The following is a 14,176-nucleotide window of genomic DNA, read 5'->3' on the forward strand; positions in this document are numbered from 1 at the left end:
TGGGCAGCAAGCAAATCCACTGCGTGGCTTGCCGCCCACCGTCAAATTAGGTCTTGGGAGCCGTGTTGGTACAACCCGTACCACACACCTGAGTGGCGACTTGATTGAACAGGCCGTTTAAGCCACCGCTAAGCTGGGTCAACCCGGTGATGAGGGCAATTGCGACCAGCCCCGCGATCAGGCCATATTCGATCGCGGTAACCCCGTTGTCTTCCTTAAGGAAGCGCTTGATGAGTGCTTTCATTTTGTTTCCTCGTGCCTATATATACGTTTTTTGGCCTTTTATACGTCGTACATCCCCGCATATCTGGCCGCTTGCCCCACGTCGTTCGTCACATTTGCTGCAACGACGACCAGGTGCGCTTTCGTTATAGTTCGCCCCGAAGGGCATGTATCACAATTTGATGCAAGTTAACATTCGCGATAGGAACCCTCCTCGAACGTCGTGTACCGAACTGTACATTTGCTTACATCTGACCTGAATCTTATCTCTGATTCTCTCCAATTTCCAACCCCTTTTTAGCGATCGGGATCGAAATTTTTTCCGTAAGCACAGCGTATTTGTACGGCGTTTCGGCACGTCTTACACATAGGACTTACGATAGGTTAGATGTGCACACCTATTCCACCAGTAAAACAATCGCCCGCCCAGCCTGCAGCCCCCGCATAAACCCGACGTTACGTCGCACGCGTAACGCCAATGTTGTGACGTTACGTTACGAAACGAGCGAAACCGTTCTCATCCGACTGCTTTTAAATAATTTCAACAGTCTTTCAATTTCCACGAAATCCTTTTCCAACAAGGAATTACCCCGTTTAAAGCCAATCATCGAACTGCCGGCCATCGAAATGGCACGACAGTTGCAGAGTAGACCTCGCATTACTCAACACAACACAACTTCAATGCGAGGACGAAATGGACATTCAGGTTATCCCTCATGGCACGTTCCGGGCGACTATGATCGCGGCCACCGTGGCAGCCATGCTTTCCCTCTCCGCGTGCGGCGGTTCCGGCTCGATCAGCCAGGGTCTCGGCGGCGGCTCAAGCTCGGGCGGCGGCGACTCCATCTCGACTTCCGGCGGCGGCACCTCGGGCGGCACGTCCGGTTCGACGAGCGGCAGCACGTCGGGTAGCACCAGCGGCTCGACCAGCGGCAGCACGAGTGGCTCGACGAGCGGCACCACCAGCGGAACGACGAGTGGAACGACCAGCGGCAGCACGAGCGGCACCTCAGGTGTGTCGGCGAACCCGGTAGGGAATGTCCTCGCAGGCGGCGGCAACATCATCACCAATATCGGCGGAACCGTATCGGGCCTCGGCGGCGTCGTCGCCAGCCAGTCGCTGCCGGGCGTCAACCCGGCCACGACGCAAGCAGCAGGCGGCGTCGTGCAGAACGTCGGCGGGGCGGTAACCGCGCTCGGCAATGGCCTCGGCAGCGGTCTCGGCCAGCTCGGCGCGGTGAAGGACCCCGTCGGCGTCACGGTCGCCAGCACCGGCGCCGTCGTGAACCAGCTCGGCGGTGCGGTCACGCAAACCGGCAACCTGGTCTCGAGCCTCGGCAGCGGCCCGCTGACGCCGCTCGCCCCGGTCACGGGCGCCGTCGGCGGCCTCGTGACGACGCTCGGAAATGCCGTGTCGGGCGGCGGCACCACGCTGACCAACGCCCTGTCGACGGGCCCGATCCAGCAGGTCACGCAAACGGTCAGCTCGGCCATCACGCCGATCACGACGATGGTCGGCCAGACGACGCAGACGGTCGGCACGGCCACGGGCCTCGGCGCGCCCGTCAACACGCTGCTCGGCACGCTCGGCAACGGCCTGAACCAGGCCGGCGCGATGCTCGCATCGACGGGCGGCAACCCGGTCACGACCGGCCTCGGCAACACCGTCTCGTCGACGGGCAACACCGTGAAGGCAGTCGGCGGCCTCCTCACGGGCGGCACCGGCGGCGTCACCAACCCGCTCGCCCCGCTCACGGGTCTCCTCACGACGGTTTCCGGCACGCTGGGCGGCGCAACGGGCGGCACCAGCGGCGGCCCGCTCGCACCGGTCACCGGCCTCGTCTCCACCGTCACCGGCGCTCTCGGCGGCGCAACGGGCGGCACCAGCGGTGGTCCGCTCGCACCGGTCACCGGCCTCGTCTCCACCGTCACCGGCGCTCTCGGCGGCGTAGCAGGCGGTACCAGCGGCGGCCCGCTCGCTCCGGTGACGGGCCTCGTCTCGACCGTTACCGGCGCACTCAGCGGCGCAGCAGGCGGCAGCAGCGGCCCGCTCGCCCCCGTCACGGGTCTGGTGTCGACGGTCACCGGCGCACTCGGCGGCGCGACGAACGGCAGCAGCCCGCTCGCTCCCGTCACGGGCGCGGTTTCCGCGGTCACCAGCACCGTCGGCGTCCCGGCACTCAGCGGCGGCACCGGCACCGTCACGAATTCGGGCTCGGGCTCGAATCTGCTCTCACCCGTCACGTCGCTGATCGGCGGCCTGCTCGGCGGCACGCACGGCAAGTAATCCGATATCCATTCATCGACAAGACAGCGAGGAGTCCATCATGTCCCAGCAACGTTCCATCACGACCGCCGCCCTGCGCCAATGGCGCGTGCCCCTCACCGCCTTCGCCGCAGCCTGCCTGCTGGCCGCCTGCGGCGGCGGCGGCGTCAGCTCGCCGCCGACGAGCAGCAACGGCGGCAGCTCCAGCGGCACGAGTGGCACCAGCGGAACGAGCGGCACCAGCGGCTCGCCGACCGGCACCAAAGGTGTCATCAGCACGGTCGGCCAGACGGCTACCGATCTGGGCAGCACGGTCGGCAACATCAGCCTGCCGGGCCTGGGCGACGGTGTGACGAAGGGTATCGGCAGCACCGTTTCCAGTACCGGCACGATCGTCGGCGCAGCCGCCGATGCCGTGAGCAACGGCCTGGGACAAATCGGCACGACGAAGGATCCGGTCGGCACGACGGTCGCCGGCCTCGGCAATGTGGTCGGCGCGACGAGCAACACCGTGTCCGGGCTGAGCCAGACGGTCAAGGCGCTGGGCACCGGTCAGCTCTCGCCGCTGGCCCCCGTCACGACGCCGGTCGGCACCGTGCTCGACACGGTCGCCAACGGCCTCTCGGCCGCCGGCACGACGGTCGGCTCGACGTTGTCGTCGGGCGCCGTGCAGCAGATCACGCAACCGCTCAGCTCGGCCATCACGCCGCTGGTGATCACCGCGGGCCAGGTCACGCAGCAGGTCGGCACGACCACGGGCCTCGGACAACCGGTGTCAGGCCTGCTCGGCCAGGTCGGCGGCGCCATCAGCTCGGCGGGCAAGCAGGTTGCCGGCACGTCGAATCAACCCCTCGTCGGCGACGTCGGCCAGCTCGTCACCGCGGTCGGCAATACGGTGACCAACGCCGGCGGCCTCGTGAACCCGAACGGCCCGAACGGCGCAGCACCGATCCCCGGCCTGATCACGAGCCTCGTCGGCGGCTCGACGGCGACCGTCCAGAACGGCACGGCGTCGGGCTCCAGCTCGACGAACCCGCTCGGCGGCCTGCTGTCCGGGCTCGGTTCGACGCCGCTCGGTTCGCTCACGGGCGCGGTCGGCGGCGCAACGGCTGGCTCGGGCAGCAGCCCGCTCGCACCGGTCACGGGTCTCGTATCGACTGTCACCGGCGCGCTGGGCAGCGTCGGCGGCTCGGGCGGCGGCAGCCCGCTCGCGCCGGTGACGAACCTCGTGTCGACCGTCACGGGCACCCTCGGCGGCGCAACGGGCGGCGCCGGTGGTGCAAACCCTCTCGCGCCCGTCACTGGTTTGCTGAATACTGTCACCGGAGCAGCAGGCAGCGTGACGGGTTCGGCATCGTCGGGCGGTTCGGCGGGCCTCCTGGCACCGGTAACGGGGTTGCTGGGTAGCGTTGGCAAGTAAGGAGGACGGTCGCGCCCTTGCAGCCGGAGGAGGAGGCGCGGCCGTATAAACACAACCGGCAATGCGGCACGCGGCGCGCGACACCCAGATGTCGCGCGCCCGCATTACAAAGAAGACGCCAAGCAAGGCCTACGAGGAAGAACAATGAAATCCAGACTGGACAGATGGATGATGCTGCTCGCCATCACGGCGGCAGGCACGGCACATGCGCAGACGCGCGCGGCGGGCAACCCGCTCGACTCCCTGCCCCAGATCAACGCACCGAAGCAAGGCCCGAGCGTCACCGTCCAGGTCGCGCCGCAGGCACCGCAGCTTCAGGAATTGCTGTCGCGCCATCTCACGCCCAAGACGTTCCAGGTCGAAGGCGTGAAGTCGATACCGTTCGACGAAATCTCGCGCCGCTTCACGCCGCTCGTCGGCAAGGACATCACGATCGGCGAGCTGATCGAAACCGCCAACGGCGTGACCAAGCTGTACCAGGAGCGCGGCTACGCGTTGTCGTTCGCATTCATTCCCGCGCAGACGTTCGAGAACGGCGTCGTGCGCGTGACGGTCGTCGAAGGCTACGTGTCGGACGTCAAGGTCACCGGCAAACCCGGCGCGATGGAGTCGAAGATTCGCGCGATCGCCGCGCACATTACGGCCGACCGGCCGCTGCGCCGCGCCACGTTCGAACGCTATGTGAACACGTTCGGCCTGCTGCCCGGCGTCACGGTGAAGGCCAACGTGCCGCCGCCGCAGACGACCGATGGCGCGACGACGCTCGAACTCGCGGTCGACCGCAAGGCCTTCAACGTCAGCACCGGCATTGATTTCAATCACCCGGGTGTCCAGGGTCTCATCACCGCCACCGAAAACGGCCTGACTTCGTTCGGCGAGCAGTTGAGCATTTCCGCGCTGGCGCCGCCGGGACGCGACAAGCAGACCTACTTCGCGTTCAGCGGCTCCGTGCCGGTGGGCAGCAACGGGCTCGTCACGCGCCTCGATGCAAGCACGTACCGCGGCAAGCCGACCGACAACCCGGGCCTGCCGTCGAGCGTCCAGCGCACCGTCAAGAGCGAGAAGCTCGGTCTTTCGGCTTCCTATCCGATCCTGCTGAACAACCAGCGCAGCCTGCTCGGCACCGTGTCGGGCTATGCAGCGCACAACGAAGACCGCTACCAGAGCCAGGTCAACGGCAACGTGCTCGACAACCGCTCGCAGGTTCGCGTGATGCAGTTGCAGCTCGACTACACGAGCGTCGAGCCGAAGCAGGTGCGCAAGCTGAGCGTCAACGTCGCAAAGGCGTTCGACATCCTCGGCGCATCGAAATCGCAGACCGGCCTGGTCGATGGCGTACCGATTACGTACGCAGACCCGACGTCGCTGACCTTCGTCCGTACCGGCGCGACCTTCACGCAGACCAACGAATGGCCGCTCAAGATCGGCACGTCGGTCTCGGTGACCGGCCAGTACAGCGCCGACTCGCTGCCGACGTCGGAACAGATCTCGTTCGGCTCGACACGCTACGCGCTCGGCTATCAGCCCGGCGAAACGTCGGGCGACTCGGGCTGGGGGATGTCGCTGGAGGTCAACCGCGGATTCACGCCGGGCTGGACGTACCTGAAGTCCGTCACGCCGTATGTCGCGTACGACATGGCGCGTGTGTATCTGCATACCGGCACGCCGTCGCCGAGCCGCCTGTCGTCCGTCGGTATCGGCGTGCGGTTTACCGACAGCCGCTACTACAGCCTCGACCTGAACATCGCGAAGCCGGTCGGCGATGCGCCGGTCGAAAGCGCATCGCGCAGCCCGCGCGTGAATGCCGCGTTCTCGTACCAGCTCAACTGATCGGGCACCGAACGGTCCGCATCCCGCGGACTGTTTGGATTAGAGCCCCCTCTATCAAACGCAGCGCACGGTTTCACGTATTCTGGCAAAGCTCGCAACATGCCACCGCCCCATGCAGACGGTCGTGCGGGCGAATCGAATACGACGTGAAACAAGGAGGAAGACAATGATTCAAGTGACCCGCCCGCTGCGCGCATTGGCGATTACCGGCGTATTGCTCGCCTGTGCCGCTCCGTCGTTCGCGCAAGCCGACAGCCCGATCGGCATGTGGCAGACGATCGACGACAACACCCATCAGCCGAAGGCACTCGTGCAGATCGCCGACGACGGCGACGGTTCGCTGTCAGGCAAGGTCGTCAAAGGCCTCGGCCCGAGCGACACGCCCGATCGCCGCTGCACCGCCTGCACCGACGAACGCAAGGATCAGCTCATCAAGGGCATGACGATCATCAAGGCGATGAAGAAGGACGGCGACCAGTGGGACGGCGGCAACATTCTCGATCCGGAAAACGGCAAGGTCTACAAGTGCAAGATGACGCTTGAAGACGGCGGTCAGAAGCTCGTCGTACGCGGCTACATCGGTGTATCGCTGCTCGGCCGGTCGCAGACCTGGGTTCGCGCACAATAACGCGGCGCGTGTCGAAGCGCGATGCAATGAACAATCGGCCTGCGACGACGTCGTCAGGCCGATTTTGTTTTGGTGTGCGTGGCGATGAAGTCCACCGCGATCACGCCGCGTGCTCCAACGTATTCGACGCAAAGCTGCCCGGCGCACGATAGGCCGGTGCTGCGGTACTGCGCGCCTCCGCTGCTTTCGACTGCGTGTGCTTGCGCATCCGCGTGGATAGCTCGTTGCAGAGATTAACGCCTGCGTCGCTATACAGCTCGCGCATCACGTGCATCAGCGTACCCGTGTCGTGCCACACCTTGAAGCGGCGATGGCAGGTCTGGTACGACGGGTAGCGACGCGGCATGGCGGACCATGTCGCGCCGCTGTATATCACCCACAGCACGCCGTTCAGGACAGCACGCGTGTTGGCCAGCGGCCGGCCGCGCAATTCGGCGCGCGGCTGCATTTCAGGCAAAAGCGGCACGACGCGGCGCCACTCATGATCGGTCAGATCGCGATACGGTGTCATGGACATCTCCAGCCTTAGGAACCATGACACAACGATATCGGCTGGCCTCAGCAACGAATATAAGACAAGTCCGAAAATACTCTGATATCAGCAGAATTTGACCGGAATTGACGTTTAAAGCATGTCACGTTCCGAAAGCTGCGGTCAGGTCAGCGACGTATCGACGATGCGACGCGGCGTTTCGATGTACTCCTTTGACTGCATCTCGACGATCCGCGATACCGTGCGCGCGAACTCGTTCGCCATCGGGCCTTCGACGTACAGTTGTTCCGCGGGCACCGCCGCGGACATCAGCAGCTTGACCTTGTGATCGTACAGCACGTCGATGAGCCACGTAAAGCGGCGCGCCTCGGACGCCATCCTCGGCGACATCTGCGGCACCTCGGACAGGACGATCGCATGGAAGCGGCTGGCGAGTTCGAGATAGTCGTTCTGCGAACGCGGCCCGCCGCACAGCGTCGCGAAGTCGAACCACACGACGCCGTCGGCCTTGCGCAGCGCCTTCAGCTCGCGCTTCTCGATATGCAGGATCGGGCTTTCGTCCGGCACCGCGGCAAGCTTCGCGAATGCATGGCGCAGCTCGCGATCGGCGTCCGCACCGAGCGGCGTGTGATACATCTTCACCTGTGCCAGCGTGCGCTGGCGATAGTCGACGCCTGCGTCGACATTCAATACGTCGAGCTTTTCCTTGATCAGCGCGATGGCCGGCAGCATGCGATCGCGATGCAGGCCGTCGGGATACAGATCGTCCGGATCGTAGTTGGACGTCATCACGAACTGCACGCCGTTGTTGAACAGGCGATCGAGCAACCGGTACAGGATCATCGCGTCCGCGATGTCCGACACGTGAAACTCGTCGAAGCAGATCAGCCGGTAGCGCTTCGCGATGCGCCGCGCCAGTTCGTCGAGCGGATCCGCCTGTCCTTTCAGCTCCTCGAGTTCGCGGTGCACTTCGCGCATGAATTCGTGGAAATGCAGACGCGTCTTGCGCTGCACGGGCACCACCGCGTAGAAGCTGTCCATCAGGAAGCTCTTGCCGCGGCCGACACCGCCCCACATGTAGACGCCGCGCGGCAGGTCCGGATGATTGATGAGCTTCTTGAACGCATTCGAGCGGCGCGCCTTGTAGTCGACCCACTCGTCGAAGCAGCGCTGCAGACGATCGACGGCCGCGCGCTGCGCGGGATCGGACTGATAGCCGCGCGTGGTCAATTCGCGCGTGTAGTATTCGGTGACGTTCATCAGGGCAAACCGGAAAAAACAAAGGCGAGCGGGAAAAACCCGCCCGCCTTCGTCATGAAACGGCTGCGCCAGCCGATGGCCGGCCGGCGCTAGACCGCGCTCAGCTGTTCAGCGAGCGCTTGTCGACGGCGAGCGCCGCTTCGCGCATCACTTCCGACATCGACGGGTGCGGATGGCAGATGCGGGCGATGTCTTCCGACGCCGCCTTGAACTCCATCGCCACCACGGCTTCCGCGATCAGGTCCGACGCGTTCGCTGCGATCACGTGCACGCCGAGCAGTTCGTCGGTCTTCGCATCCGCGATCATCTTCACGAAACCGTCCGGCGCGTTCATGCCGAGCGCGCGGCCGTTGATCGAGAACGGGAACTTGCCCGACTTGATCTCGCGGCCTTCCGCCTTCAGCTGCTGCTCCGTCTTGCCGACCCACGCGATTTCCGGGTACGTGTAGATCACCCACGGAATGCAGTTGTAGTCGATGTGCGGCTTCTGGCCATCGATCACTTCCGCGACCAGCACGCCTTCGTCTTCCGCCTTGTGCGCGAGCATCGGGCCACGCACCACGTCGCCGATCGCGTAGACGTTCGGCACGGCCGTACGGCAGTGGTCGTCGACGTCGATGAAGCCGCGCTCGTTCGCCTTCAGACCGATTGCCTCGAGGCCGAGGTTGTCGGTGTTCGGCACACGGCCGACCGACACGATCAGGCGGTCGGCGTCGAGCGTCTGCGCGTTGCCGTCCTTGTCCGTGTAAGCGATCGACACGCCGTCGGCGGTCGTCTTCACGTCGCCGATCTTCACGCCGAGATGGATGTCGAGGCCTTGCTTCTTGAACAGCTTGGCCGCTTCCTTCGCGAGCGCTTCGTCAGCTGCGCCAAGGAACGCCGGCAGCGCTTCGAGCACCGTCACTTCGGCACCCAGACGACGCCACACCGAGCCGAGCTCGAGGCCGATCACGCCTGCACCGATCACGGCGAGCTTCTTCGGCACTGCGTCAAACGTCAGCGCGCCTTCGTTGTCCGACACGATCTTGTTGTCGACCGGCAGGTTCGGCAGGTGACGTGCCTTCGAGCCCGTCGCGATGATCACGTTCTTCGCGGTGACGACTTCGGCTTCACCTTCGCCGCTCACTTCGATCTGCACGCCGGCGTCGGTCTTGCCGGTGAACTTGCCATGGCCTTTCAGCCAGGTGATCTTGTTCTTCTTGAACAGGAACTCGATCCCGCTCGTCATCTTCTCGACGATCGCATCCTTGCGGCCGAGCATCTTCGCGACGTCCATCTTCACGCCGTCGACGGTGATGCCGTGGTCGGCCAGGTGATGCGACGTGTTCTCGAACTCTTCCGACGACGCGAGCAGCGCCTTCGACGGGATGCAACCGACGTTCAGGCACGTACCGCCGAGCTTCAGCGCGCCGGCCGGGTTCTTCCACTTCTCGATACAGGCAACCGTCTTGCCGAGCTGCGCGGCGCGAATCGCGGCGATGTAGCCGCCGGGGCCGGCGCCGATCACGACGACGTCAAATTCCTTGGACATGACAATCCTTTCTACTTGTGCGTCCGCACGGTCGCGCAGGTGCGCGAGCGTGCGGAGCGGGTCAATGCAGTGAGACTCGGCTTACAGGTCGAGCAGCAGGCGCGCCGGATCTTCCAGCGCATCCTTCATCGCGACGAGCGACAGCACCGCTTCGCGGCCGTCGATGATCCGGTGGTCGTACGACAGCGCCAGGTAGTTGATCGGACGGATCACGATCTGGCCGTTTTCGACAACCGGACGCTCCTTCGTCGCGTGCACGCCGAGGATTGCCGATTGCGGCGGGTTGATGATCGGGGTCGACAGCATCGAGCCGAACACGCCGCCGTTCGAGATCGAGAACGTACCGCCCGTCATTTCTTCGATCGACAGCTTGCCGTCCTTCGCCTTCTGGCCGAATTCGGCGATCTTCTTCTCGATTTCGGCGAGGCTCAGCTGATCCGCGTTGCGCAGGATCGGCACGACCAGACCGCGCGGCGAACCAACTGCGATACCGATGTCGAAGTAGCCGTGGTAGACGATGTCGTTACCGTCGATCGACGCGTTCACCAGCGGGAACTTCTTCAGCGCGTGCACGGCCGCCTTCACGAAGAACGACATGAAGCCGAGCTTCACGCCATGTTCCTTCTCGAACTTGTCCTTGTACTTCGAGCGCAGGTCCATGACCGGCTGCATGTTGACTTCGTTGAACGTCGTCAGGATCGCGTTGGTCTGCTGCGATTCGAGCAGACGCTCGGCGATACGCGCACGCAGGCGCGACATCGGCACGCGCTGTTCCGGACGGTCGCTCAGCCACGTCGTGGCCGACGCCGGCACCTTCACTTCCGGCAGCGACGGCTTGGCAGCGGCGGTCTTCGCCGGTGCGGCGGCCGGAGCAGCCTTCGGTGCGCTGCCTGCGGACAGCGCGTCGCCCTTCGTGACGCGGCCGTCGCGGCCCGAACCTGCGACGTCGCCTGCCGACAGGCCCTTCTCGGCCAGCAGCTTCGCTGCGGCCGGCGATGCGGCAGCCGAGCTCGATGCGGTTGCAGCAACCGGCTGCGCTGCCGGTGCGGCTGCAGCAGGCGCTGCTGCCGGCTTGACTTCTGCGGCGCCCGCCGCTGCTTCGGCCGCGCCGGCCTTCGCTTCGGTGTCGATCGTCGCGATGATCTGGTCGGCAACGACCGTGTCACCGTCGTTCTGCAGCACTTGCGTGAGCACGCCCGCTGCCGGTGCCGGCACTTCGAGCACGACCTTGTCCGTCTCGAGTTCGATCAGGATTTCGTCCTGCGCGACTGCTTCGCCCGGCTTCTTCTTCCACTGCAGCATGGTGGCTTCCGAAACCGACTCCGAAAGCTGGGGGACTTTGACTTCTACGATAGCCATGTGATTTTCCTGGATGCTTAATCTGGGTAATGACGAGGTTCGTGCGATTCCTTCGGCCGGTGCGGCGCGCAACGCGCCCGGCGGGCCAAAAGAGACGGGAAAGCGCAGCGCGCCTTCCCGTTTCGCTTGACGTCGATTATTTCGCGATCGATGCGCTCTTCAGGCGGCCGAAAGCACCTTCGATGAGGGCCTTCTGCTGCTCGTAGTGCTTCGCGTAGTAGCCAACCGCCGGCGAGGCCGAAGCCGGACGGCCGCTGTATGCCAGCTTCTGCCCTTCCTTCATGCCTTCCTTCAGGTGGTGCTCGACGTAGAACCAGGGACCCTGGTTCTGCGGCTCGTCCTGCACCCAGACCACTTCAGTCGCGTTCTCGTACTTCTTCATTTCGGCTTCGAACTGCTTGTGCGCGAACGGATACAGCTGCTCGATACGGATGATCGCGACGTCGTTCGCCTTCGCTTCGCGGCGATGCGCAACGAGGTCGTAATACACGCGGCCCGAGCAGGCCACCACGCGCTTGACCTTCTTCGCGTCGATGCCGCCGTCGGTTTCGCCCAGCACCGGCTGGAACGAACCCTTCGCGAGTTCCGACAGGTCCGACACCGCTTCCTTGTGGCGCAGCAACGACTTCGGCGTAGCGACGATCAGCGGCTTGCGGAACAGGCGGATCATCTGGCGACGCAGCAGGTGGAAAATCTGCGCCGGCGTCGTCGGCTGAACGACCTGCATGTTGTGGTCAGCACACAGTTGCAGGAAACGTTCGATACGGGTCGACGAGTGCTCCGGACCCTGGCCTTCGTAGCCGTGCGGCAGCAGCATCGTGAGACCCGACACGCGGCCCCACTTCACTTCGCCCGACGAGATGAACTGGTCGATCACGACCTGCGCGCCGTTGACGAAGTCGCCGAACTGCGCTTCCCACAGCACGAGCGTGTTCGGCTCGGCGGTCGAGTAACCGTATTCGAAGCCAAGCACTGCTTCTTCCGACAGCACCGAGTCGATCACCGTGAACTTCGCCTGGCCTTCAGCGATGTTCTGCAGCGGCACGTACGTGCCGTCGTTCCAGCGCTCGCGGTTCTGGTCGTGCAGCACCGCGTGACGGTGCGTGAACGTGCCGCGGCCCGAGTCCTGGCCCGTCAGGCGCACCGAGTAGCCCGATGCGACGAGCGACGCGAATGCGAGGTGTTCGCCCATGCCCCAGTCGAGCGGCTGGTCGCCACGCGCCATGTTGCGGCGGTCGTTGATCACGCGCTCGACGAGCGGGTGAACCTTGAAGTTTTCCGGAACCGTCGTGATGCGTTCGCCGAGACGCTTCAGTTCGGCGAGCGGCACGGCCGTATCGGCTGCGTCCGTCCACTTGCGGTTCAGGAACGGAACCCAGTCGACCGCGTACTTGCTCTTGTAGTTCGACAGGACCGGATCAACGGTATGGTGGCCGTCGTCCATCGCCTTGCGGTACGCCTTCACGTAGCCGTCGACGTCTTCCGCGGCGATCACGCCCTGCTGCACGAGCTTCTCGGCGTACAGCGCACGGGTGCCCGGGTGCTGTGCGATCTTCTTGTACATCAGCGGCTGCGTGACCGCCGGCGTGTCCTGCTCGTTGTGACCCAGCTTGCGGAAGCAGACGATGTCGATCACGACATCCTTGTGGAACTGCATCCGGTAGTCGATCGCGATCTGGATCGCGAGGACGACCGCTTCCGGATCGTCGCCGTTCACGTGCAGCACCGGCGCTTCGATCATCTTGACCACGTCGGTACAGTACAGCGTCGAGCGCGCATCGCGCGGGTCCGACGTCGTGAAGCCGATCTGGTTGTTGATGACGATGTGCAGCGTGCCGTGCGTGCCGTAACCGCGCGTCTGCGCGAGGTTCAGCGTTTCCATCACGACGCCCTGGCCAGCGAAGGCCGCGTCACCGTGGATCTGCACCGGCAGCACTTGCAGGCCGTCTTCGTCGCCGCGACGGTCCATCCGCGCCTTCGCGGAACCTTCAACCACCGGGTTCACGATTTCGAGGTGCGACGGGTTGAACGCGAGCGACAGGTGAACCGGGCCACCTTCCGTCGACACGTCCGACGAGAAGCCCTTGTGGTACTTCACGTCACCCGCCGGCAGGTCGTCGACGTGCTTGCCTTCGAATTCGGCGAACAGGTCAGCCGGCATCTTGCCCAGCGTGTTGACCAGCACGTTCAGGCGGCCGCGGTGAGCCATGCCGATGATGATTTCCTGCACGCCGCTCTTGCCCGCGTGCTGGACGACTTCGTCCATCGCCGCGATGAAGCTCTCGCCGCCTTCGAGCGAGAAGCGCTTCTGGCCGACGTACTTGGTGTGCAGGTAACGCTCGAGGCCTTCAGCGGCCGTCAGGCGATTCAGGATGTGCTTCTTCTTGTCGGCCGAGAAAGCCGGCGTCGCGCGGGTCGATTCCAGGCGCTCCTGCCACCAGCGCTTCTGCTCCGGGTCGCTGATGTACATGTACTCGGCACCGATCGTGCCGCAGTACGTGTCACGCAGGCCCTTGACGATGTCGCGCAGCGAAGCCTGGTCGAAACCGAAATACAGGTTGCTCGCGCTGTACGTCTGGTCGAGGTCGCCTTCCGAGAAGTCGTAGAAAGCCGGTTCGAGTTCGGGAATGGCGGGACGTTCGCGACGCTTCAGCGGATCCAGATTGGCCCATTGCGAGCCGAGGAAGCGATAGGCGCTAATCAGGGACTGGACGTGAACCTGCTTGCGCGCGGTTGCCAGATTGCTGGTGCTTTCGCGCGGGATGAAGGCATTGGCCTTCGCACGCTCGGCGAACGATTCGACGATCGGGAAATGAGCAACGTCATTGGCATTCGAGCCGTCGGTTGCAGGAACGTTCTGCAACGCGTCGAAATACTCGCGCCAGTTCTCCGGCACCGATGCCGGATTGTTGAGGTATGCATCGTACAGTTCTTCAACGTACGAAGCATTGCCGCCGAACAGATAGGAGTTCAGCTGAAACTGCTTCATTACATCTGACATTTTACGCTCACCTTTCTTCGAGCTTCTCGAGAAATAGCGGGTTACTCAACCTTCCGCGACACGGCCTGACCGTTTAGCGGATTGCGAATCAAGTCTTGCTTGGAAGGACCTAAACTTGCGTGCGCGCAGCATATCACAGAACCGATACCGAAGTTCACGACGAAAT

At 64.1% G+C, this 14,176-nt stretch carries 10 protein-coding genes; 4 read left to right on the plus strand and 6 right to left on the minus strand.

Annotation, left to right across the window (positions count from 1 at the left end):
- Positions 1 to 46 precede the first annotated feature (46 nt).
- Positions 47 to 244 carry a Flp family type IVb pilin gene (locus BX604_RS37455; protein WP_098557034.1) on the minus strand — a complete coding sequence of 66 codons (198 nt, stop codon included), beginning with the start codon at positions 242 to 244 and terminating at the stop codon, positions 47 to 49.
- A gap of 672 nt (positions 245 to 916) precedes the next feature.
- Between BX604_RS37455 and BX604_RS37465 the strand changes: the two genes are divergently transcribed.
- From BX604_RS37465 to BX604_RS37480, 4 genes are all read left to right on the plus strand, one after another.
- On the plus strand, positions 917 to 2,509 hold the full coding sequence (locus tag BX604_RS37465) for a collagen-like triple helix repeat-containing protein (RefSeq protein ID WP_098557036.1): 1,593 nt from the start codon (positions 917 to 919) through the stop codon (positions 2,507 to 2,509).
- 40 nt (positions 2,510 to 2,549) lie between these two features.
- A complete protein-coding gene (locus BX604_RS37470) occupies positions 2,550 to 3,908 on the plus strand; it encodes a collagen-like triple helix repeat-containing protein (RefSeq protein WP_098557038.1) in 1,359 nt (452 codons plus the stop codon).
- A 144-nt stretch (positions 3,909 to 4,052) separates the two neighbouring features.
- Entirely contained in the window at positions 4,053 to 5,738 is a 1,686-nt protein-coding gene (locus BX604_RS37475; RefSeq protein ID WP_098557041.1) for a ShlB/FhaC/HecB family hemolysin secretion/activation protein, read from the plus strand.
- A 166-nt stretch (positions 5,739 to 5,904) separates the two neighbouring features.
- Positions 5,905 to 6,366: a DUF2147 domain-containing protein gene (locus BX604_RS37480; protein WP_098557044.1), complete on the plus strand. Its 462-nt coding sequence runs from the start codon at positions 5,905 to 5,907 to the stop codon at positions 6,364 to 6,366.
- A 100-nt stretch (positions 6,367 to 6,466) separates the two neighbouring features.
- Here BX604_RS37480 and BX604_RS37485 read toward each other — a convergent pair whose 3' ends face one another.
- The 5 genes from BX604_RS37485 to BX604_RS37505 form a co-directional block, all read right to left on the minus strand.
- Positions 6,467 to 6,877, minus strand: coding sequence for a transposase (locus tag BX604_RS37485; protein ID WP_175802123.1), 411 nt, complete (start codon positions 6,875 to 6,877; stop codon positions 6,467 to 6,469).
- Positions 6,878 to 7,021: 144 nt separating this feature from the next.
- On the minus strand, positions 7,022 to 8,119 hold the full coding sequence (zapE, locus tag BX604_RS37490; protein ID WP_014897207.1) for a cell division protein ZapE: 1,098 nt from the start codon (positions 8,117 to 8,119) through the stop codon (positions 7,022 to 7,024).
- 100 nt (positions 8,120 to 8,219) lie between these two features.
- Positions 8,220 to 9,650, minus strand: a complete 1,431-nt coding sequence (lpdA, locus tag BX604_RS37495) for a dihydrolipoyl dehydrogenase (RefSeq protein WP_098557050.1) — start codon at positions 9,648 to 9,650, stop codon at positions 8,220 to 8,222.
- An 81-nt stretch (positions 9,651 to 9,731) separates the two neighbouring features.
- Complete coding sequence (odhB, locus tag BX604_RS37500) at positions 9,732 to 11,009, minus strand: 2-oxoglutarate dehydrogenase complex dihydrolipoyllysine-residue succinyltransferase (protein ID WP_098557052.1); 1,278 nt, start codon at positions 11,007 to 11,009, stop codon at positions 9,732 to 9,734.
- A gap of 136 nt (positions 11,010 to 11,145) precedes the next feature.
- Entirely contained in the window at positions 11,146 to 14,010 is a 2,865-nt protein-coding gene (locus BX604_RS37505; RefSeq protein ID WP_098557055.1) for a 2-oxoglutarate dehydrogenase E1 component, read from the minus strand.
- Between the last annotated feature and the right edge of the window lie 166 nt (positions 14,011 to 14,176).

This window comes from Burkholderia sp. JKS000303, assembly GCF_002563755.1.
In the GTDB taxonomy this organism is placed as follows: domain Bacteria; phylum Pseudomonadota; class Gammaproteobacteria; order Burkholderiales; family Burkholderiaceae; genus Burkholderia; species Burkholderia anthina_B.